At 49.4% G+C, this 23,715-nt stretch carries 16 protein-coding genes; all 16 read left to right on the forward strand.

Going from position 1 to position 23,715, the window contains the following annotated elements:
* Nucleotides 1–86 precede the first annotated feature (86 nt).
* The 16 genes from wcaJ to H7A77_RS04770 all read left to right on the forward strand — a co-directional run bounded on the left by wcaJ (nucleotide 87) and on the right by H7A77_RS04770 (nucleotide 23,605).
* Nucleotides 87–1,481, forward strand: a complete 1,395-nt coding sequence (gene wcaJ / locus H7A77_RS04695) for an undecaprenyl-phosphate glucose phosphotransferase (protein WP_072628010.1) — start codon at nucleotides 87–89, stop codon at nucleotides 1,479–1,481.
* A gap of 72 nt (nucleotides 1,482–1,553) precedes the next feature.
* The gene (locus tag H7A77_RS04700; RefSeq protein WP_223524052.1) at nucleotides 1,554–2,900 is read left to right on the forward strand and encodes a cellulase family glycosylhydrolase; all 1,347 of its coding nucleotides are present in this window, start codon (nucleotides 1,554–1,556) and stop codon (nucleotides 2,898–2,900) included.
* A gap of 80 nt (nucleotides 2,901–2,980) precedes the next feature.
* Complete coding sequence (locus tag H7A77_RS04705; protein WP_182073876.1) at nucleotides 2,981–4,051, forward strand: acyltransferase; 1,071 nt, start codon at nucleotides 2,981–2,983, stop codon at nucleotides 4,049–4,051.
* A gap of 645 nt (nucleotides 4,052–4,696) precedes the next feature.
* Nucleotides 4,697–7,690 carry a DUF4214 domain-containing protein gene (locus H7A77_RS04710; RefSeq protein WP_182073877.1) on the forward strand — a complete coding sequence of 998 codons (2,994 nt, stop codon included), beginning with the start codon at nucleotides 4,697–4,699 and terminating at the stop codon, nucleotides 7,688–7,690.
* Between the two features lie 380 nt (nucleotides 7,691–8,070).
* Nucleotides 8,071–9,837, forward strand: coding sequence for a type I secretion system permease/ATPase (locus tag H7A77_RS04715; protein WP_033650615.1), 1,767 nt, complete (start codon nucleotides 8,071–8,073; stop codon nucleotides 9,835–9,837).
* Between the two features lie 54 nt (nucleotides 9,838–9,891).
* Nucleotides 9,892–11,223, forward strand: coding sequence for an HlyD family type I secretion periplasmic adaptor subunit (locus H7A77_RS04720; protein ID WP_042784051.1), 1,332 nt, complete (start codon nucleotides 9,892–9,894; stop codon nucleotides 11,221–11,223).
* Between the two features lie 2 nt (nucleotides 11,224–11,225).
* Complete coding sequence (locus H7A77_RS04725) at nucleotides 11,226–12,602, forward strand: TolC family outer membrane protein (protein ID WP_033650617.1); 1,377 nt, start codon at nucleotides 11,226–11,228, stop codon at nucleotides 12,600–12,602.
* Between the two features lie 455 nt (nucleotides 12,603–13,057).
* A complete protein-coding gene (gene galE, locus H7A77_RS04730; RefSeq protein ID WP_182073878.1) occupies nucleotides 13,058–14,071 on the forward strand; it encodes a UDP-glucose 4-epimerase GalE in 1,014 nt (337 codons plus the stop codon).
* Between the two features lie 487 nt (nucleotides 14,072–14,558).
* On the forward strand, nucleotides 14,559–15,446 hold the full coding sequence (galU, locus tag H7A77_RS04735; RefSeq protein ID WP_033650619.1) for a UTP--glucose-1-phosphate uridylyltransferase GalU: 888 nt from the start codon (nucleotides 14,559–14,561) through the stop codon (nucleotides 15,444–15,446).
* A gap of 313 nt (nucleotides 15,447–15,759) precedes the next feature.
* Nucleotides 15,760–16,527, forward strand: coding sequence for an ABC transporter permease (locus tag H7A77_RS04740; protein WP_072628003.1), 768 nt, complete (start codon nucleotides 15,760–15,762; stop codon nucleotides 16,525–16,527).
* A complete protein-coding gene (locus tag H7A77_RS04745; protein ID WP_072628001.1) occupies nucleotides 16,527–17,267 on the forward strand; it encodes an ABC transporter ATP-binding protein in 741 nt (246 codons plus the stop codon). The genes H7A77_RS04740 and H7A77_RS04745 overlap by 1 nt, the downstream gene beginning before the upstream one ends.
* A gap of 29 nt (nucleotides 17,268–17,296) precedes the next feature.
* A complete protein-coding gene (locus H7A77_RS04750) occupies nucleotides 17,297–19,192 on the forward strand; it encodes a DUF4422 domain-containing protein (RefSeq protein WP_182073879.1) in 1,896 nt (631 codons plus the stop codon).
* A 4-nt stretch (nucleotides 19,193–19,196) separates the two neighbouring features.
* A complete protein-coding gene (gene glf / locus H7A77_RS04755; protein ID WP_072627999.1) occupies nucleotides 19,197–20,354 on the forward strand; it encodes a UDP-galactopyranose mutase in 1,158 nt (385 codons plus the stop codon).
* Nucleotides 20,351–21,250: a glycosyltransferase gene (locus H7A77_RS04760; protein ID WP_072627998.1), complete on the forward strand. Its 900-nt coding sequence runs from the start codon at nucleotides 20,351–20,353 to the stop codon at nucleotides 21,248–21,250. Before glf ends, H7A77_RS04760 begins: the two co-directional genes overlap by 4 nt.
* 14 nt (nucleotides 21,251–21,264) lie before the next feature.
* Nucleotides 21,265–22,407, forward strand: a complete 1,143-nt coding sequence (locus tag H7A77_RS04765; protein ID WP_072627997.1) for a glycosyltransferase family 4 protein — start codon at nucleotides 21,265–21,267, stop codon at nucleotides 22,405–22,407.
* A gap of 16 nt (nucleotides 22,408–22,423) precedes the next feature.
* Nucleotides 22,424–23,605: a polysaccharide pyruvyl transferase family protein gene (locus H7A77_RS04770; RefSeq protein WP_072627996.1), complete on the forward strand. Its 1,182-nt coding sequence runs from the start codon at nucleotides 22,424–22,426 to the stop codon at nucleotides 23,603–23,605.
* The last annotated feature ends 110 nt before the right edge of the window (nucleotides 23,606–23,715 follow it).

Below are 23,715 nucleotides of genomic sequence, written 5' to 3' on the forward strand. Positions count from 1 at the left end.
CTGTATTGCCCCGGCTTTAGGAATATAGGTACCAGAGAAAACTAACAAAAGGCATCTATACTATGCTAGCGAATAGGCCGTTATCTATGAATGGTTTCCGTCGTGGGAGTTTGCATACCAATGCGTCCCTGACATCAATGTTGCAACGATTTTCCGATATTTTTATCGTTTTTTGCGGGCTCTACTTATCCTGTCTGATTTCAGGAACGCGCTTCGCCATACAACACTGGGTTATGGTATTAACGTCGATTGTGATATTTCAAATGATCGGCGGCATTACGGATTTTTATCGTTCCTGGCGCGGTGTGCGAGCAGGGTTAGAGATTCGGCTTATTATCCAAAACTGGACGATAAGCTTGGTGATGACTTCGGGTGCTGTTGCATTTGTCAATGATTTTAATAATGAATATATAGTATATATTCAATGGTACTTATTTGTTTGCTGCGGTTTAGTCATTACACGCAGCACTATCCGTTTGATGCTGGGATATATGCGGAATTTAGGATTTAACACCCGTAATATCGCCATCATGGGATCGATGCCGGTTGGTCTTCGGCTCGCGGAAACGTTGAGTGATGCGCATTGGATGGGATTCCGGGTACTGGGTATCTATGATGACAGTGCAGAGCCATTGGATAGTGTGATCGAACGCCGTGGCGATTTAGCGCAACTAATTGAGGACGCTAAGTGTGGTCGAATTGATCGGATTTATATCGCGATGCCTATGGAGCAAGAAAAACTGATCAAGGATACGGTGACTGAACTTTCCGATACCACGTGTTCCGTGATGCTGATTCCAGACATATTCACCTTTAATATGTTGCAGTCGCGCTCGGAAGAAATTAACGGCGTATCCGTTGTCTCGTTGTTTGATACACCAATGAGTGGTATTAACCAGGTGATAAAGCGGGTGGAAGATATTGTTCTCTCCATTTTTATCCTGCTCTTTATTTCACCGGTACTGGTGTTGATTTCAGCCGCAGTGAAGTTTACTTCTCCTGGCCCGGTGATTTTCAAACAGCGCCGATACGGCATGGATGGCAAGGCGATTGAAGTGTGGAAGTTCCGCTCCATGAAGGTAATGGAGAATGGCGATAAAGTCGTTCAGGCGACAAAGGGCGATTCGCGGGTGACACCGGTGGGGGCATTTCTTCGCCGTACTTCACTCGATGAGCTGCCTCAATTTATCAATGTGCTGAAAGGCGACATGTCGATTGTAGGGCCACGCCCTCACGCCGTTGCGCATAATGAGCAGTATCGTAAGTTGATCAAGGGTTATATGCTGCGGCATAAAATGAAGCCTGGCATCACAGGTTGGGCCCAGATAAATGGCTGGCGGGGTGAAACCGACACGCTGGATAAAATGGAAAAGCGTGTTGAATTTGACCTTGACTACATTCGGAACTGGAGCGTTTGGTTGGATGTAAAGATTGTTTTCTTGACGATATTTAAAGGGTTCGTCAGTAAAACAGCCTATTAATTACTCTGATGGTAAATTGCCTCATCGGGCTTCCTGTTCAACAGGTTGCCCGGGGGCGTACAGGAGGTCGCGTTGAAAATCCAGCCTGGTACCACACGTAGCCCCGTAAACGGCTATGCGAAAATAGTAAAAGCATGCGCGGTTGCGGGCGCGTTATTGTTCGGTTCATACGGATACGCGAATGCGTTTGAGGTGGGTGTGAACGTACATTTACGTCACTACCCTAAACCGACAGACAACTATCTGTCGTTAATCAAGGAGTATGGCTTTACTTCTTTCCGAGCCGGCTATTTGTGGGGATTGGTAGAGCGAACACCTGGTACGATGAACGTCGCAGATCCGTTGACTAAGGAAGATGATGCTTATCAACACGGTCTCTCTCAGTATGGGTTGAATTCTTTACTCATTCTCGCCTACGGGAATACCGCCTATAACGCACCTGATTACCCCACAACGCCTGCGGCTATCGATGGATTTGCCAATTATGCATACTGGACCGCAAAGCGCTTTAAAGGAAAGGTAAAATATTACGAAGTTTGGAATGAGTGGACGGTGGGAACCGGTATGAGTAAAAAAACGGCCATTCCTCCGCCTGAAGTGTTTGCAGAGCTGGTTAGGAAGACATCCGCCGCCGTAAAACGCGCAGACCCTGATGCCATCGTTCTCGCCGGTTCGCTTAATCCTCTGGGGCCGGCGGGGCTCAGTTGGTTCGACCAATTGATGAAGCTAGGCATACTTAATGATATTGACGGTATCTCGTTGCATCCTTATTCCTACCGTTTGCCGGACTTAGCGTTAAGAACGCCAGAGGATAACCTCAACGCTATCGATAAATTTGAGCAAAGGGTGAAAGCCTTCGCCAAGAAAAGCGTCCCTGTTTACATTACAGAGATGGGGGTGCCGACTTACAATGGCCCCGGTGGATTAAGTGATGCTGCTGCGGCGCAATACGTTGTTAAGTATACGATGTTGGCTAAATCGCGACCGTATATCAAAGGTATTTGGTGGTATGATCTCATTGATGATGGTGACAACCCGGCAATCAATGAACATCGGTTTGGCTTGCTAAATCGACAGGAACAGCCAAAAGCTGCCGCATTGGCTTACGAAAAAATTGCCAAGGTAGCGCGCGATTTCACCGTAAGTGACTACAAAGCATCGTCTGACGGCGTGATAAGTATTGCGTTGAAGGGCAGCGGTAATCAGTATGCGATGCTCTATTGGCAAAAACCGCAAGTGGTGCAACCTTCAGCTCAGGCAAATGGTTTGAGATCATTAATCAGCAGCGCGCCAGTACAGAAGACGAAAGAGTCTGCCGCCCAACCGTTGATTGAGTTAAACAGCCAGAAAACTGTGTTGCAAGGAGATACTCCCGTGTTGATGTTATCCGATAAGCCTATCTCATCGCCGACGCGTTAATATTCTTTTTTACTATTTTGGGCTTTTATTTTTCCTGGATTATGACTGATAAATATTTTTCTCAACATCAGGTGGTTTCTATGCAAATAGATAAACAGGCGAAAACCACCGCTGACAATAAAACTCCTGTTCGTTTGGATTATGTAGACTCGATACGAGGAATTGCGGCGATAAGTGTAGTTATTGCCCATTTCCTGGTGCCGATTTACGGTTACGATAAGTATATTTTTTCCCATGTTTTTGATATCGGTAAAATAGGTGTCGTATTATTTTTTATTATCAGCGGGTTTATCATTCCCTTTAGTTTTCGTCGTGAAAACGGCGGTGTTCAAGCCTTCTTTATCTCGCGCTTTTTCAGGCTTTACCCTGGGTATTGGTTCTCGTTGTTTTTGTATCTTTTTGTTTCTTTTTGCTTTGGTGAGCAGTTCCCCTTGCGGCAAATTTTGGCCAACATCACCATGTTTCAAACGGCTTTGCACGTGAAAGATATTGTCGGCGTATATTGGACGCTGTTTATTGAACTGGTCTTTTACATCATGTGTGTATTTGCCTTCATTCTGGGGTTACTCAACAAGGTAAGATTCAATTTTATTTCTGCGCTTGTCATGTTAGGTGTTGCTCTGGCGATGGGAGTTGCCAGGCATAAACTGGATGCTGCGTTTCCTGTCGCTCTGCCGCTTGCATTGTCACTCATGATGTTTGGCGGTTTATGGCGTTCATATTTGTTGGAAGGCGATCTATTCGCTAAAAAACAGGCGATTTACTATATCGCGATTTTTGCTTGTGTCATTCCGCTAGTCAGTTTCTATTCCTATGGTTCGGAGCCTGGGCATACGATGAGATATACTTTGACGTATTATTTCAGCATGCTGCTGTTCATCCTGTTGACAACGCGGCTCAAAATTCATAACAAATTCATGGTGCTTATGGGTGTTATTAGCTACTCTATTTATCTGATTCATCCTAGCCTATTGATTGTATTCGAACATCTGACAGCTAATCTCGACAATGGCACTCGCTATCTTTGGGGGAGCGTCGGGGCGACTTTAACTTTGCCGGTTTCATATTTGGTATACAAATATATCGAGTTGCCATCGATCCACTTTGGCAGACGAGTTAAGTCCAGCTTGGTCAAAGCGATGCCTCTCTGAGCATGTTTGCTGCGATTACCTGATTCATTTCTACAGGTATTATCTATGGGCATCTTCATCACCATCGATGAAGATGCCTTTTTTATGCCTGTTTCCCGCCTTCATCACCGTGCTCCAACTTTTCAATGTTCATGTAATGTACTTATTCTTCAATGAGATAGTTTTTATCTTTATATCACTTATGCCCTATCCCCCATCCCTTCGCGGCGACTAACCGGCATTGCACGTCTGAAAAAATCCTCTCTATTTAGTATGGTTTTTCTCTGTCTAACTTAGGTTTGAGCCACCACTGAAGCGATCTTTATATGAAAATGACAATATCATTGCCATTTTATTCGAAGTTTAAACAAATCATCTTATTAACCATCGCCTTACCGTTAGATGTGCTGCCTTTAATTGACATAACAATAATCTCATTGCGTTCCTTGACAGATCCGGTCATCAGATACTTTACTCAGTAAATAACTATGGGCGCGTTTAGGAGAGTTATTTAGCTGGAATTGATTTTATTGCTATTAATTTGATGTTGAGTTTACAGGCAAGACCAAACTTCTTTAAATTCAGCAGCTAAGCTTATGTTGCTGAACATCGAAAGTTGTGTGGAACGTTCTTTTTACCTTATCTCACTTAGATTAGGAGTTTTTTATGGCTTCTCTAGCATCTCAGCAGCAGGCGGCGGCGATCTACTATTCGGTTTTGGGACGTACTCCGTCTCTGACCGAGATCAACACCTATGGGCAGCAGCTCGAGGGTGGCACACAAACCGCAGCGCAACTGGCACAGTTCTTCATCAGCTCTTCCGGCGGGAATGCGCTCTATTCTGGGAAAACCGACTCGGAAATTCTGCAGATTATCTATACCCGTGAGTACGGCTCTGCCGCCACATCTCAACAACTGACTGATTTCCTGAATGGCAACACCCTGAGTTCGGCGGTTTCCAATGTCGTCAGCGGGTTGCTGAACTACAGCGGTAGCGACGCCACGATATTGGCTCAACAGACCGCATTCCAAAACACGGTTAACACGTTGCTATATCCTTCGACGGCCTCCGCTGCCTTAGGGCAGGGTGCATCGGATATTCAAGCTATTTTGCATGTTATCGGTTCGACCGTGACTGCCGATGCCGTCAACTATTTTGGCGCTAAAATCAATGCCGGGATGACGATCACTCAGGCCGCGGCCGCCAACATTGCGGGGCGTTCTTACCTGACTTCGCTGAGTGATGACGCATTTATCGCCCGTCTATTCCAATTTGGTTACGAGCGTGCGCCATCCTCTGCCGAATCTGCCAGCTTCCTGTCATTGCTGCAGGGGGGCGCGACTCGTGCCGATCTGGTGGTTGATATTATCCAGGCATTGCGTGGCACCGTCGCGGCCGGCGATCTGACGGCGCAGCAACATTTCAATAGCGCTACGACCGTGTACCAACCAGGCCATCTCCCAGGATTGGCGTTCCAGGAACAAATCGCGGCTGTCTACCTGGGCGTTCCGGAACGCGGCGTTGATGCATCCGGTTTAGACACCTGGAGCAAAGCGTTAGCCGCCGGCATGTCATATAACTCATTGATCGGTAACCTGGTTAGTTCTTCCGAGTTCCAACGTAAGGGCGGGCAGTTAACCGGCACTGATTTTATCCAGCATGTTTTCACCGCGGTGCACGGCGTTGCCGCCACGACGGCCCAATTGGCTATTTACAGCGCATTGGGCTCAGACAAAGGGATCATTACCCAAGCGATTATTAATGATCTGCGCTCTTCGACCGCAACGGATGCGGCAACCGTAACTCAACAGCATGCTTTCGAATTCGATATCGGCACCAGCTTGTTGTATAAAACTAATGCCAATCTGTCTGTTACGGCGGGGGGCGGCAACGGCACCGGCACCGTCAATACCGGCGCCAGCCATGCGTTGAGCAATGCGGAGACCGCGGTGTTGACCAACGTGGTGTTGAACGCCAACGCCGCCAGCCTGGTCAACCTGAAGTTCGCCGATCACTTAGCCAACCTGACCATCAACGGCACCAGCGCGGCAACGGTGAATCTGTCTGACAACGGCGCCAGTTCTGGGGTTGCTGTCACCGTCAACAACGGCAACGTGATCCTGAATGCCAGCTCCGGCGCAGATAACGTGGTCGTCACTTCGACGGCAAACATCGCGACAGGTACCGCGCAGTTTAACCTTGGCGCCGGCAACGACAGCCTGCACTGGGCGGGTAACGCCGTCGCCGGCGCGGCGAACACCGTCGCCAATACCGTCAAGGCTGACGGCGGCGCAGGGACGGACTCCATCTCCGCCAACTTCATCACCAAAACCGTGGTGACCAACCAGAACGCCCTGGGCGTTCGTACCAGCACCGTAACCAGTAACGCCAACAACTTCTCGAACTTCGAGCAGATTGATCTGACCGGCTATATCGGCAAGTCTGTCGGTACGCTGATTACGACACCGCTGGTTGGTTCACCGACTACCACTACCGTCACAACACCGACCAACACCTTCGACTTTGGCCTGACCAACGGCACGTCCACGGTGGAAGGCACCACGGGGGGCACTGTCACCCAGAACGCGGCGGCGACCAACCTGGGTGCGCAAGGGTTTGTGATCTCCGGCCTGGCTAACGTCAACGTCATCAACGCCGCCGGCGGCAACGCCGCGCAGCTGGAAGTGAAAGGGGACGCGACCTCCGCCAGTACGCTGAACTTCACCTTCGTGCAGAATGCTACCGATCACTTCAACATCAACTTTGATGCGGTGAGCTCTGCCAACGTGAATGCTGGCGCCATCAGCCTGAACAGCAGCAGCAGCGTTCTGTTGGGGACGGCATTGACGGCGGTGAACGTGGCTTCCGGCGGGACCGGTGCGTTCAGCAATATTCTGTCTCTGGCAGGCACCAACGCGCAGGTTCAGAATATCAACGTGACCGGCGACCATGCGTTGAACCTGACCGTGGGCGCGGGTTACAGCAACGTGCGCGACATCAATGCCTCTGCTAATACCGGTGGTTTGAACCTGGATTCAAGCCATGCGGGTACCGGTGACGGTATTATCGTGCAACTGCTGAAAGCCTTGCCGTTGAGTGCGGCTACCACGGCGCTGCTGACTCCGCTGCTGAACACGCTGGGTCTGAACGGTTACCAATTGACGGTGGAAGGGACGTCGACGACCGACAGCTTCAACGTGCTGGGTAATACTACGCTGACTGGCGGTAACGGAGCGAATACTTACGATCTGAAATCCAGTAACTCGCAGGCGGGGGTCACCATCACCGACTTCAGCACCGCGAAAGACAAGATCGTCGATGCCGCTTCCGGCCTGACCTTGTCCAATACCGGCACTGCGGTATCAGACTACGGTACCCGCGCTGCAGATACGCTGGATGCGCTGTTGGGATCGTTGGTTGGCGGTCTGACTACCGGCGTCGTCGGCCTGTTGGGCGGCATCCTGGGGCTGAGCAATCCAAACTCGCTGACCGGGAAAGTGGGTGTGGCCTCTGTGGTGTTCAGCGGGACAGGTAACAATGCTGACTCCTATGTGATTATTGACAATAACAATAACCACACGCTGGATGCCAACGATACGGTCATTTACCTGACTGGCCAGAACCACCAGCAATTGGTGGATACTCTGCACTACGCCTAAGGGTAAAGTTGCAATAACAAATAATTCCATGTGGAACTATTTGGGGTTAAATAATGCGGGGGCGTAATCCCCCGCATGTTTAATTTTGTGAGCGGCGTCATCCTCTCTAAGTTATTCCATTTCGTTCTCTTCCCTCCCTGCTTTTATTTTCTCATATCGCATTGTTTTGTTGGGCTTTTGTCAGGCGCGTTGACCGGCTTTTTTTTTATGACCCACCTTGCCGGTTTTCACTTTCTCTACCTATAGTTAACGAAAGTATCTGCAGTCTCGGGCATTTCTTTGGGGTGAGCCTTCTCGGGATAATTCTTTTTTTAGGAATTTCTTTAGGTAGGGGGTCAATGCGGATTGGACTGACAGTGCACATGATGTAAGGGCAGAACGTGAATCAATTTATCCCGCGCAACGAAATTGCGGATGTTATACGTACACGCAGCAAAGTCTTCTGGACCGTTGGTATATTTACTGCGTTTATTAACCTGTTAATGCTGGTTCCTTCCATTTACATGCTCCAGGTTTACGACCGGGTGCTGCCTTCGCGCAATGAAATCACGCTGTTAATGCTGACGCTGATCATGCTGGGGATGTTCGGCATGATGTCCTTGCTGGAATACGTGCGCAGCATGGTGGTGATCCGCATCGGCAGCCAGCTGGACATGCGCCTCAATACGCGCATTTATACGGCGGCTTACGAGGCGAATTTAAAGAACGGCTCGTCCGATGCCGGCCAGATGCTGAGCGATTTGACCAACGTGCGCCAATTCCTGACCGGTAGTGCGCTGTTTGCCTTCTTCGATGCGCCCTGGTTCCCGATCTATCTGTTGGTGATTTTCCTGTTTAACCCTTGGTTGGGGTTGTTCGCCCTGGTGGGCTCCTTGCTGTTGATCGCCCTGGCGGTGATCAACGAAGTGGTGTCGAAGAAGCCGCTGGCGGATGCCAGCCGGCTTTCAATCATGTCAGGCAATCTGGCCAGCACGAATTTGCGCAATGCCGAAGTGATCGAAGCACTGGGGATGCTGCCTAACCTGAAGGGACGCTGGTTCGGTTTACACCAGCGCTTCCTGAATAGTCAGCGTATCGCCAGCGAACGGGCATCGCGGGTGACATCGATCACCAAGTTTGTGCGTTTGTCGCTTCAGTCGCTGGTTTTGGGGCTGGGGGGTTGGCTGGCGATCGATGGGCACATCACGCCGGGCATGATGATCGCCGGTTCCATCTTGATGGGGCGCACGCTGGCGCCGATCGAGCAAGTGATTAACGTATGGAAAAGCTGGAGCTCCGCCAAGCTGGCTTATCAGCGTCTGGTGCGCCTGCTGGAACAGCATCCGCCTCGCGGTACCGGCATGTCGTTGCCGCGTCCGGAAGGGGTGGTTTCCGTTGAAGGGGTGACCGCTACGCCGCCGGGCTCGAAGGGGAGCGCGGTATTGCATAACGTCAGTTTCGCCGTTCAGCCGGGAGACGTGCTGGGGATTATTGGGCCAAGCGCCTCCGGCAAATCGACACTGGCGCGTCTATTGGTCGGCATCTGGCCGGTCAGTGAAGGCATCGTGCGACTGGACAATGCCGACATCTACCAGTGGAACAAGGACGAGTTGGGGCCCTATATCGGTTATCTGCCGCAGGATATTGAACTGTTCGCCGGCAGCATCGCGGAGAACATCGCCCGCTTCAACGAGCTGGACTCGGAGAAAGTGATTGAGGCCGCCAAGTTGGCCGGCGTGCATGAGCTGATTCTGCGCTTCCCCAATGGCTATGATTCGGTGATCGGCAGCGGTGGCGCCGGGCTTTCCGGCGGCCAGAAACAGCGTATCGGTTTGGCGCGTGCGCTGTATGGCGATCCGTCTCTTATCGTGCTGGATGAACCCAACTCCAATCTGGACGATGCCGGTGAGCGGGCGTTGAACCAGGCCATTACGTTCCTTAAACAGCGCAATAAAACGGTGATCCTGATTACTCACCGTACCAATCTGCTGGCGATGACCAACAAGCTGTTGCTGCTGGTTAACGGGAACGTCAATGCATTTGGCCCAACGCAGCAGGTATTGCAGGCCCTGGCGAATGCGCAAAAAGCGCAGGTGCCTCCGCAGGCGGTGCGTGCGGTGAACTCCGAGCCGGATGAAGGCGATATCCCTAAAACTCAAACTAATTAAGCCGTGAACTCGCCTGGCGGCGCCGTTGCGTCGCCGGCAGTCAAAGGAGTTGGTATGTCTACGCATATTGGCGAGCCGCATGACTCGTACTCAGAACAGATCCCGTTGGATGAGCGTCGTTATACCCGCCTGGGGTGGTTGGCGCTGGGAGTGGGCGTGTTCGGCTTCTTGGCCTGGGCGGCGTTTGCGCCTCTGGATAAAGGGGTGGCGTCGCCGGGCTCGGTAACCGTTTCCGGCAATCGTAAAACGGTGCAGGCTCCGGCCAGTGGCATCATCAAAAATATCGCGGTGAAAGACGGCGATAAGGTGAAAGCCGGCGAGGTGCTGGTGCAACTGAGCCAGGTGCAGGCGCAAGCGCAGGTCGATTCGCTGCGCGATCAGTACTACACCACCTTGGCTACCGAAGGGCGCCTGCTTGCTGAACGGGACGGGCTGGGCAATGTCACGTTTTCCCCGATCTTCGCCAAGATCAAGGATCAGCCGCGCGTCGCGGAGATTATTGCGCTGCAAACGCAGCTGTTCGCTTCCCGCCGCCAGGGGCTGCAAAGTGAAATCGACGGCTATAAGCAGTCGATGGACGGGATCCGCTTCCAGTTGAAAGGCCTGCAGGATTCGCGTGCCAATAAACAGATCCAGCTTTCCAGTTTGCGTGAACAGATGAACAGCATGAAGCAGTTGGCCGCGGATGGATACCTGCCGCGCAACCGCTACCTGGAAATTCAACGCCAGTTCGCCGAGGTGAACAGCAGTATCGACGAAACCGTCGGGCGGATTGGCCAATTGCAAAAGCAACTGCAGGAATCTCAGCAACGCATCGATCAGCGCTTTGCTGATTATCAGCGTGAGGTCAGAACGCAGCTGGCGCAAACCCAAATGGACGCCAGCGAGTTCCGCAACAAGCTGCAAATGGCCGATTTCGATCTGGGCAACACCGCCATCACCTCACCGGTGGACGGCACCGTGGTCGGATTGAATATCTTCACTCAGGGGGGCGTCGTGGGAGCGGGTGACCACCTGATGGACGTTGTGCCCAGCCAGGCGACTTTGGTGGTGGATTCTCGCCTCAAAGTCGACCTGATCGATAAGGTGTACAACGGGTTGCCGGTGGATCTGATGTTTACCGCCTTCAACCAAAACAAAACCCCGAAAATTCCGGGAACGGTCACGTTGGTTTCCGCCGACCGTCTGGTCGACAAAACCAATGGCGAACCCTACTACCAGATGCAGGTCACGGTCTCGCCGGAAGGCATGAAAATGCTCAGTGGCGAGGACATCAAGCCGGGGATGCCGGTGGAGGTGTTCGTGAAAACGGGGTCGCGCTCGCTGCTGAGCTATCTGTTTAAACCTATTTTGGATCGCGCTCATACTTCATTAACCGAGGAATAATTTTGATTCATTCAAAACGACAGGCTGCCGGTCTGGTTATCGGCACCCTTTTGTTTGCGATGTCTGCGCCGGTTTATTCGATAGGGATTTTAGACGCATATTCGCTGGCATTAGAAAAGGACCCGACCTTCCGGGCGGCTATAAAAGAGAAAGAAGCGGGAGATGAAAACGAAAATATCGGCAGGGCGGGGCTGCTGCCGAAGGTATCGCTGAATTACCAGAATTCGCCGCGTAACTGGCAAACCCAGAAATATCCACAAAGCGACTTCTTTGGCAACATTACGGAAGCGACGCGGCGCCAGCAGTACCGCAGCTACTCCAGCTCGGTGACGCTGACGCAGCCGCTGTTCGATTATGAGGCCTATGCGCGTTATAAAGGCGGCGTGGCGCAGACGATGATGTCGGATGAGCGCTATCGCGGCAAACTGCTCGATCTGGCGGTGAGGGTGATCAGCGCGTATGTCGAAGTGGCCTATGCCAAAGATCAAATCGCCTTGGCCGAGGCGCAGAAAGCAGCCTATAAAGAACAGTTGGCGTTGAACGATCGTCTGATGAGCGCGGGTGAGGGGACCCTGACCGACGTCTCCGAAACGCAGGCGCGCTACAGCCTGGCAGAGGCGCAGGTGATAGAAGCGCGCGACGCGCTGGACGCTGCGCAGCGTGAGCTGGAGGTGATCATCGGCGTGCCGTTGAATCAATTGGATGAGCTGCAGAGCTTACGGCCAGGGCAATTCAAGGTGGCGCCGCTGATCCCGTCGAAGTTTGAAGAGTGGCAAAAGATCGCCCTGGAAAACAACCCAGTGCTGGCCGCCTCGCGCCATGGCGTCGATGCGGCGAAATACGAAGTGGAGAGAAACCGCGCCGGCTTTATGCCGAACGTGCAACTTTACGCTTCGCATTCGGAAAACGACTCCAGTAGCGATAACACGGTTAACCAGAAATATCGTACCGACAGCATCGGCGTGCAGGTGAGCCTGCCGATTTACTCCGGCGGCGGTGTGGCGGCCTCCACCCGGCAGGCCGCGGCGCGCTACGGCCAGGCGATGGCCGAAATGGACACGCAAGTCGGCACGACGCTGAACGATCTGCGCAAGCAGTTCAATCTGTGCATCAGCAGTCGTGCCAAACTGGCGGCCTACGAATTGGCGGTGAAGTCGGCGACTACGCAGGTGACGGCGACCCGGCAGAGCGTGTTGGCGGGGCAGCGCGTCAACGTTGATGTGCTCAACGCCGAACAGCAGCTCTACAGCGCCCAGCGTGACTTGGCCTCCGCCAAATACACCTATATCAAGTCTTGGATTACCCTGTTGAGCGATTCCGGCACCTTGGACGAGAAGGATGTGCTGCGCGTGGCGCAGTATTTTGCCCGCAATCGCTAGAGGTTATTCCACTATAAGCATGACTCTGAAAGAGCAGCGTTAAGCTGCTCTTTTTCAATTTCATGCGTGTATTTCTCAGGTTGTGTTTACTTGTTTTTTATTTGATTCATAAAGAATGTCTGCTTGGGCTTGGGCTTGGGCTTGGGCTTGGGCTTGGGCTTGGGCTTGGGCTTGGTATGCGGTCATGCTCCTGAGAGGGCATCGAATTCTGCTGAAAGATAACGAGAAGCCACCCACGTGCGATGCCACGCTCACCCCCAGGAAAAGATGCTGCTGCATTAACCCTTCATCGCTCAAGGGACGCACATATCGTTTTCGCTTCATGCGTGAACCATTGAGCTGTATTATGCGTTTTGCCATCAATGGATGGTTTGCGTGAACGTCTCATGAAACAAACGGTCTTCTTATAGAACGAGTAACTATGCTTCGATGCTATCGAAGCGTAAGGGGTTGATATGGCAATTTTAGTTACCGGTGGTGCTGGTTACATCGGATCGCACACCGTGCTATCGCTTCTGGAGCGTGGCGAGGACGTTGTGGTGCTGGATAATTTGTCCAACTCATCTGCGGAGTCATTGCAGCGCGTGGAGAAACTGACGGGGAAAGCCGCGGTGTTCTATCAAGGCGATGTTCAGGATGCTGAATGCCTGCATCGTATCTTTGGCGCGCATGATATCACTGCCGTGATCCACTTCGCCGGCCTCAAGGCTGTTGGGGAGTCAACGCGCAAACCGCTTGAGTATTATCAGAATAACGTCACCGGCACGCTGGTTCTGTTGGATGCTATGCGCCGTGCCGGCGTACATGATTTCATCTTCAGTTCCTCCGCCACTGTCTATGGTGCCAATTCGCCGGTGCCTTATGTTGAAACGACACCGATCGGCGGCACGACCAGCCCTTATGGCACGTCTAAGCTGATGGTGGAGCAGATCCTGCAGGATTTCGCTAAGGCAGAACCGCAGTTTTCGATTATTGCCTTGCGTTACTTCAACCCGGTCGGTGCTCATGAGTCGGGTTTGATCGGCGAAGATCCTAACGGTATTCCCAATAACCTGCTGCCTTATATTTCGCAGGTGGCTATCGGCAAACTGGAGAAGTTGGGTATTTTCGGTGGTGACTATCCAACAAAAGACGGCACGGGCGAGCGCGACTACATTCACGTTATGGACTTGGCCGACGGTCATCTCAAAGCGATGGATCGTCTGGCGAAGATCAGCGGATTTAAGGCTTATAACCTGGGGGCTGGTGTAGGGCACTCGGTGTTGGCAATGGTTCAGGCATTTGAAAAGGCTTCCGGCGTAACGATCCCTTACCAAATCTTGCCTCGCCGCGACGGCGATCTACCTGCCTTCTGGGCGAACGCGGATCTGGCATATCAAGAGCTAGGGTGGAAAGTCCGTCGGAATATTGATGATATGATGCGCGACACTTGGAACTGGCAGAAGAAAAATCCGCAAGGGTATAAGTAAGAAAACTGATATAAACTTAAGCGACGAAAAAGCCCACATCTTGATGTGGGCTTTTTCGTTGTTGGTCATGAAGATGCCGGGGAGTACCTCTCTCGCAATTAGCAATCATTCTCAATTATCTGGTGTTTTTATTAGCGTGCTTATTAAATTTTGCCTTTTTTGGCCACTCTTACCCTGCGGTAGCAAAAACAGCGCCAGGTGTCAGGAGGCTTTTAGGACAAGTTTGAAAGCATGAATGGTTTATTTTTTATTATTATTCAGTGTATTAGGTTTTTTCTTGGTGGCTGGCGGTTACTGCATAGACAAATGACGTTTTGTCTATGTAGCGTTAATGTATTAACTTCCCACATGGGTGTATAATTCAGCCCGAAGAAAATAGCGGTCTCTTGGTTGCATAACCGAGGACGGCGATAACGTCGAAATGTTATCGCGATAATTTTGACATGTTGCATTAATGAAACTGAAGTCGTTGGGAGCCCCCACAGATATGCTGAAAGCTGTCATTCCCGTTGCCGGTCTTGGTACCCGCATGTTACCGGCCACTAAGGCGATTCCTAAGGAAATGCTACCGGTTGTCGACAAACCTCTTATCCAATACATCGTAAATGAGTGCGTCGCCGCCGGTATTAAAGAGATTATTCTGGTTACACACTCGTCAAAAAATGCTATTGAAAACCATTTTGACACCTCGTTTGAATTGGAAAGCATGCTGGAGTCACGCGTTAAGCGCCAACTGCTGGAAGAAGTTCAGTCTATTTGTCCGAAAGGCGTGACCCTGATGCATGTGCGGCAGGGGCAATCCAAAGGGTTGGGCCATGCGGTACTCTGTGCCAGACCCCTGATCGGTGATGCGCCGTTTGCCGTGTTGCTGCCGGATGTGCTGATGGACGACATCGCCTCTGATCTGACGAAAGATAACCTCGCCAGCATGATCGCTGAATTTGAAGCACACGGTCGCAGCCAGATCATGGTAGAACCTGTGCCAGAAAAAGACGTGTCCAAATACGGTGTGGTTGATTGTCGCGGCGTGGCCGTGGCACCAGGCCAAAGCGTGCCGATGCATGCGATCGTCGAAAAACCTTCCCAAGAAGAGGCGCCTTCAAATTTGGCTGTCGTTGGCCGCTATGTTTTGGCTGCTGATATCTGGCCGCTGCTGGAAAAAACGCCTTATGGCGCTGGCGGTGAGATCCAGCTTACCGATGCTATCGCCATGCTGATGGAGCAAAAACCGGTTGAGGCTTTCGCCATGGTTGGGCGTTCGCATGACTGCGGTGATAAATTAGGTTATATGAAGGCCTTTGTTGAGTATGGTCTTCGTCATCCGACGCAGGGTGAAGCATTTTCTGAGTGGTTAAAGGGGATGTTGCAGGCTTAAGCGTCTGCTATACCTGACGAATCCAGCCGATTCCTAAAGTAAAATGAATTGGCTGGATGTAGCTTGAGGGCAGGTTACACGCGCTCATCGCGATGTGTAGCGAACTGGGCGCAGGAAGTTTTCCCAGTTATGAAGTAAAATCAACAGGTTGTTTTAAGTGTGCTCTGGTTGCCACAATGCCAGGGGCGGTAGCGTGGTTGCGATTAGTACAGCAACACATTCTACCCGTCATGCCATCTGGCTATGCTGGACCTGAAGACGTACGGCCATGTTTCATCTGTCAGGGAATTTCAATCTTAAATCGAGTTTTTATATGAAGTATAGCTTAGGTTATCTGTGGGATTTGGCTTCGGTCATCACAGAGAAAGAATTAAAAGTAAGATATAAAAGCAGCTTCTTTGGCTATTTATGGTCAATTGCTAATCCATTACTCTTTGCTATGATCTACTATTTCATTTTTAAATTGGTCATGCGGGTTCAAATACCAAACTATACTATTTTCATTATCACAGGCCTGTTTCCTTGGCAGTGGTTTGCAAGTTCTACGTCGAACTCTTTGCATTCCTTTATTGCTAATGCGCAAATTATAAAAAAAACCGTATTTCCGCGTTCGGTCATTCCTTTTAGTAATGTCCTGATGGAATGCCTGCATTTCCTTTGCACCATTCCGGTTATTATTGTTTTTCTCTATGTCTATGACATGCGTCCATCGATTGACTGGCTTTGGGGGGTTCCGCTTATCGGCATTGCGCAGATGATGATGACCTTCGGGATCGCGATGATGTTATCGACGCTGAACCTTTTCTTCCGCGATCTGGAACGTTTCATCACGCTGGGCATCATGCTGATGTTCTACTGCACGCCGATTTTGTACTCCGGCGATATGATTCCTGAGCAATATCGCTTCCTGATTGATTTTAACCCACTGGCTAACATGATACTGAGTTGGCGTGATCTTTTTATGAATGGCGTAATTGATTATCATCAAATAGGCATGCTCTACGGATATGCGTTGCTGTTCATTATCATTGGTGTCAGCATTTTCAATAAGTTGAAGTACAGATTTGCAGAGATATTATAATGAGCGTAGCAATAGAATTTAAAAACGTCACTAAGCGCTATCCATTATACCATCATATTGGATCTGGCATTAAAGAGCTGATTTTTAACCCGCGTCGGGCACTAAGCTTACTGAGCGGTCGTAGTTATCTGGCGATAGAGGATATCAGCTTCCAGGTGCAAAAAGGCGAGTCGGTTGCACTTATTGGCCGCAACGGTGCGGGGAAGAGTACGTCGCTTGGTTTGGTCGCCGGTGTGATGAAACCATCATCCGGTTCGGTTCATGTAGTTGGCCGGGTGGCTTCGATGCTGGAGTTAGGCGGAGGATTTCACCCCGAGCTGACTGGCCGTGAGAATATTCGACTGAATGCGACGCTGTTAGGCCTTCGTCGTAAGGAGTTAAAGCAGCGTTTGGATAAAATCATCGAGTTTTCCGAGCTGGGTGAATTTATTGACGAGCCCATCCGAGTTTACTCCAGCGGTATGTTAGCGAAGCTGGGTTTCTCTGTTATTACGCAGGTTGATCCGGACATTCTCATCATTGACGAGGTGTTGGCAGTGGGTGATATTGCCTTCCAACGTAAATGCATTAATACGATCAATGAGTTTAAAAGAAAAGGCGTGACAATTCTTTTTGTTAGTCATAATTTAGAGGATGTGGAAAAAATCTGTGACAAGGTTATTTGGATCGAGAACCACAAAATGAAAAGTATCGGTGACGCACACTCTATTATATCTCAATATAGAGCAGCTATGGCCTGAGTTTACTTTTTTATTATTAGGTGGTTTGAATGGAAAAGATTAATATATACACTTGTCACCATAAGCCGAGCGCCTTTCTTGATTCGACGCTCGTGTATCCTATTCACGTTGGGAAGAACAATAGCCTCAACGATATCGGATGTCCAGGTGATAATACAGGTGACAATATTTCCTTTAAAAACCCATTTTATTGTGAGCTCACTGCTCATTATTGGGTTTGGAAAAACGCTAAGCCTGCCGACTTTATCGGTTTTATGCACTATCGCCGTCATTTTAATTTTTCTGATATCCAAAACTACCAAGAGGATAACTGGGGGGTTGTTAATCATGAGAAGATTGATGAAGCTTACCACCAACAGTTTGGCTTGAATGACGAGCAAATCTCGCGGTGTCTTACCGGTGTGGATGTTATTCTCCCGAAAAAATGGAATGTCAGTGCTGCGGGTAGTAAAAACAATTACCAACATTATAAAGTTTCCGATTATTTGCATATAGAAGATTACGATGCTGCGTTAAAGATTCTTGGTGAGCTTTACCCAGAGTACCAGGCTGCGGCCGACAAGTTTAATAATGCATCGGACGGTTATTATACAAATATGTTTGTTATGAAAAAGGACATGTTTGATGAGTATTCCGTATGGTTGTTCTCTATTTTAGATAGACTTGAGTCTGAGCTTAGGTTTAAAAATTATAGTATCCAAGAAAAACGAGTTGTTGGGCACATTTCCGAGCGTCTGCTAAATATTTATATTGAGTATCAGGTCTCTAGACGCAACTTGAAAATAAAAGAATTGCAGCGCACTTTCGTTCAACAGGAAACGTTCACTGCCACGCTAAAGCCAAGTTTTACTGCTAACAATGTGCCGATAGTTATCTGCTTTGATGATAACTATGCGATCAGTGGTGCGGCATTGATTAACTCTATTATCAAGCATGCCAATCCCGAGCTTAATTATGACTTGGTGGTGTTAGAGAACGGCGTTTCACTTGCGAGTAAGAAACGTTTCTTCTCTATGCTCTCGGAACATAAGAATTTTCATCTGCGTTTCTTTGACGTCAATGCGTTCTCAGAGATGAAAAGTGTCTTTACCCGCGCCCACTTCAGTGCGGCGACCTATGCTCGTCTATTTATTCCTAAGCTGTTTGCCCAGTTTGACAAGGTGATCTTTATCGACTCGGATACCGTAGTGGAAAACGATCTATCCGAATTGCTAGATGTGCCGTTAGGCGATAACCTGATCGCGGCGGTCAAAGATATCGTCATGGAAGGTTTTGTGTTGTTTGGCGCAATGTCGCAGTCCAGCGATGGCGTTATGCCGGCGAAAGAATATCTGTCGACCTCATTGGGAATGGCGGATCCGGACGGCTATTTCCAGGCGGGTATCTTAGTCTTTAATATTGAGCAGATGAATCAGGAGAATACGTTCTCCAGGTTGATGGCTGCAATGAAAAGCAAAACCTATTGGTTCCTTGATCAAGATATTATGAATAAAGTTTTCCATGGTCGTGTGCATTATTTGCCGCTGGAGTGGAATGTTTATCATGGCAATGGCAATACTAATGATTTCTTCCCGAATTTGCCTTTTGCGACTTACATGCGTTTTCTCGATGCACGCAGCAAGCCTAAAATGATCCATTTTGCAGGTGAAAACAAACCCTGGAATACGCGTCATGTGGATTTCTTCGATAATTATCATAAGAACATCATACAGACTCCTTGGGCATTGGAAGCTTATGAACGTCTTATAGCTCCTGCCGGTTTCCCTCGGTTGGGTCAGAAGGTAGAACAGAAGCAAGAATTGTTGCAGACTAAGATCAAGCGCGCGCTAATGCCTGTCGTTAATAAGTTAGCGCCAAAGGGCTCTTCGCGTCGTAATCTAATGACGAAGTATTATTACAAGGTCAGACGTGTAATTATCGGATAACTTGATGAAGAATAGTAAGAAAATCTTAATCGTAGGTGCAGGCTTTTCCGGTGCAGTGATCGGGAGAAAATTGGCTGAGCAAGGCCATCAAATTCATATTATCGATCGTCGTACTCATATCGCTGGCAACTGCTACGACGCTCGGGATGAAAAGACGGACGTGATGGTGCATACTTATGGTCCGCATATTTTCCATACCGACAACGAGCAAGTCTGGAACTTTGTGAATCAGTACGCCACAATGATGCCTTATGTTAACCGCGTAAAAGCGACGGTAAACGGCCAGGTTTTCTCGCTGCCGATCAATTTGCACACCATCAACCAATTCTTCAAAAAAACTTGTTCACCAACGGAAGCGAAAGCCTTGATCGCCGAGAAAGGCGATTCCAGTATCACCGATCCGCAATCGTTCGAAGAACAGGCGCTGCGCTTTGTCGGCAAAGAACTGTATGAAGCCTTTTTCAAAGGTTACACCATCAAGCAATGGGGCATGTCCCCGGCACAGTTGCCGGCTTCGGTTCTGAAGCGTCTGCCTATTCGTTTTAATTATGATGATAACTATTTCAATCATAAGTTCCAGGGGATGCCGAAAGACGGTTATACCAAAATGGTGGAAGGTATTCTGGATCACCCGAATATCTCGGTGACGTTGGATACCCAGTTCCAAATGCAGGATCGTGAGGGCTACGATCATGTGTTTTACAGCGGTCCGCTGGATGCGTTCTATGACTTCCAGTTTGGGCGCCTCGGCTACCGTACGCTGGACTTTGAGAAATTCACCGTGGAAGGGGATTATCAAGGCTGTGCGGTGATGAACTATTGTGAACAGTCGGTACCTTATACTCGCATCACCGAGCATAAGTACTTCTCCCCTTGGGAACAGCACGAAGGGTCGGTTTGCTATAAAGAGTACAGCCGCGCTTGCGAAGAAAATGATATCCCTTATTACCCGATTCGTCAGGTCGGTGAAATGGCATTATTGGAAAAATACGTCGATTTGGCCGAAAAAGAACATGACATTACCTTCATTGGCCGCCTGGGTACGTATCGCTACCTGGATATGGACGTGACCATTGCCGAAGCACTGAAAACGGCTGAAACCTACCTGGCCAGTCTGGAGCAAGAAAACGCTATGCCAGTATTCACGGTCAGCATCAGATGAGATGTTCGGCGTTAATTGTTACATTCAATCGCCTGGAAAAATTGAAACAGTGTTGGGCGGCAACCTCTGCGTTGCCGTTTGATGACATTGTCATTGTCGATAACGCGTCGACCGACGAAACGCAGTCGTGGCTAAACAGTATCGAAGATAACCGTTTGCACGCCATACGCGCTGCGCAAAACGACGGCGGCGCAGGCGGGTTCAGGCTCGGAAGTGAATATATTGTGAGTAAGATAGACACCGACTGGGTGTTTATGTTCGATGATGACGCTTATCCCGATCGCACATTGTTGACACGTTTCGCTGAATTGGCGCAACGGTTCGACTATGAGGCCTACTGTTGCCGAGTCCTGGATAGACAAGGGACGTTATGCAAAATGAACGTACCTTTCAGCAAGATGCCTACGTCGTTGGTAAACACGTTGGGTTATATTGCCAGACCCGAACGTTACATCCCCGCAGAGTTTAAGCCTGCGGATGTCGTGACTTTCTCATTTGTTGGTGCAATAATACGCAAAGACGTTTTAGCCGCTAACATTGAGTACATTTGGCCAGAACTTTTTATTTATTATGATGATCTTTACTTCTCTTACAGGTTGAGTCAACAAGGGTATCGGTTCCGGTACTCACCAGAGTTGGTATTTCTGCACGATGTGCCTGCTAGCCAGGGGGGGATAAACCCGTCCTGGAAAGTCTACTATCTGGTCAGAAACCTGCTCCTCTCAAGGATGCTTTTCAAAAAACATGAAAGACCTTACTCACTCGGAGCTATCGTGTTACGTATTGCAAAATATTTACTTTCTTTTACCTCTCAAGGCAAAAAAGGTGAATATATTAAATACGTAGTGCGCGGTATTGTTGACGGTATATCACGTAAAAATGGTAAACAACATTAGCCGGTAAGAGTTAAATGAAAAAGATTTGTTATTTTATCAACTCAGATTGGTACTTTGAACTGCATTGGGTTGAAAGAGCGCTGGCGGCTCAGGCTGCTGGCTATGAAATCCACGTTGTTAGCCACTTTGTGGGAGACGACATTCAGCAAAAGTTGGCAGATAAAGGTTTTATCTGCCACGATTCATCAGTATCTGAGCTGTCCATCAACCCGTTCAACTTCTTTGGTTCATTGGCCAAGGTATGGTCGTTGCTCAAAAAAATTGACCCAGACGTACTGCATTGCATCACTATCAAACCTTGTTTGATGGGGGGGTTCTTTGCGCGTTTTTACAACAAACCGATTATTCTGGGCTTTGTCGGGCTTGGGCGTGTCTTTATGGAAGACAAATTGTCAATGAACGTCATTCGTTATCTGACGTTACATTCGTACAATCATATCTTTAAGAACAAAAAATGCTTGCTGGCCTTTGAGCACGAACACGACCGCGATCGACTTCTTGCGCTGACTGAAGCGAAAAAAAGCCAAACGGTTGTTATCGATGGTGCCGGCATTAACCCCGATATTTATCACTACTCGCTAGAAATCAACCGCGAAAAACCGGTCGTCTTGTTCGCCAGCCGATTGCTCTGGAGCAAAGGATTGGGCGATCTGGTCGAGGTGAAAAAGCGCTTGGCGCAGAAAGGCGTGGATTTTGTGTTGAATGTGGCGGGAATTTCCATTGTTGACGATCCGGATGCGATTCCGCTGTCGCAAATAGAAGAATGGCACCAGCAGGGGCTCATCAATTGGTTGGGTCGTTGCAGCGACGTTTACAGCCTGATTGAGGCCTCTAACGTTGTCGCTCTGCCTTCTACGTATTCAGAAGGCATTCCGCGTATTTTGCTGGAAGCGTCTTCGGTTGGGCGTGCTTGCATCGCTTATGACGTGGGTGGTTGCCAAAGTCTGATTATTGATGAGTACACCGGCAGCCTGGTGGAGATGCGCAATATCGAGGTTCTGGCAGAGAAGTTGGAGCAGTTGCTTACCAGTCCAAGCAAGCGCGTTGAGATGGGCGTGCGCAGCCGTGAGCGTATCGAGAACAAGTTTGCGTCGTCGTTGGTGATTGACGATACTTTGAAGCTTTATCAACGTGCGATTGCAACCAGAAGTTATTAACTTCAGGAGCGCCGTAGTGACTTTTTTTACGAAACTGTGGACGAAAAAATGTAATGAGGATGTTCCTGTTTCGGCAGTGAAAGTGTTCTATTTGGTTTCCGCTGCAGGTATGCCCAATTTTGGCGATGATATGCTGACGCGATTTTGGGTAACGGAATTACAGCGGCGCTTCCCCGGCTGCACCATTTATCTGGATGCCGTTGACGCCGTCGTTGCCTCAGGATTGTTTCCCGGTGTGCGATGCGTGGATTATTTATGGCGGCTGGTGCAAGCGTTGGGCGATGATGGCTCCCTGGAAGAAAAGCTTGCCGATCCTTACACGCTACCGTTGCGTGAACGTTTGATGTCCAAGGCGTTTGCCTCCACCACCAGCATTCATCTACTGGGTGGGGGCTATATCAATGAGCTCTGGGGCGCCAACTCACGGCTAATTGAAGTGGCGGCATATTTTGCCAAAAAATACCAGCTCGCGTGTTATGCAACCGGACTGGGGTTGCAACCGCTCTCTCCTGAAAAGGCCGGGCAACTTGTTCCTTACATTCGCCAGTTTGACCGGTTTGATGTCAGAGATAGGGCGAGTTACGAGGTTTTAGCGCCATTTGAGCTACCACAACTCGGTTTTACAGGTGACGATTATTTTGCTTTTTCGTCCTATTCTGTAGGGCACCTTGTAGAGCGTGAGCCGTTTACTTTACATCTGTGCATTCATACCGAGCTGTCGGAAGATGATGTTCTTACTGGGAAATTATTGGGCTTACTAGGACAAGCGACAATGATATTCCTGGAAAAACATCCGAATGCGAAGATTAAATTTTATGAATTTCGGCCGGGCTCGGATGGAATTTTCTTCCGGCAAGTTCTCGAGCTTTTTCCCCTGGCCGAGTTGGTGCCGTTTGAGCAGGTTTGGCAAGATGGATTGACTTTCGCGCCGCATGATTTTTGTATCAGTTCGCGTTTCCATTTTCAGGTTATCGCAGCCAGTCTTGGTCTTCCTGGGATCGCACTTTCGTGGTCTGATTACTACGACAACAAGTTCACCAGCCTGCAACGAATGTCAAATTGGCCAATGATTCGACCGGATATCAGTCTGGTGGAGTTACGGGCTTTTTTACTGTTTGCGCATGGAGACAGGCAAAAGGAACTGGAGCAGGTCCAACAGTCCAAACAGCTGTTATTGAGGCAGTTGTACAATTTTTAACGTTTTATAATCTGTTGCAAAGCCTATCGCACCAATCACTACCCACCCGGCTCAATCCTGAGTTAACATGTGTGCCACATCACAAAACCTGCTGGCCGACGTTGCCAGCA

Source organism: Serratia sp. ME47 (assembly GCF_903970925.1).
GTDB classification, from domain to species: domain Bacteria; phylum Pseudomonadota; class Gammaproteobacteria; order Enterobacterales; family Enterobacteriaceae; genus Serratia; species Serratia ureilytica.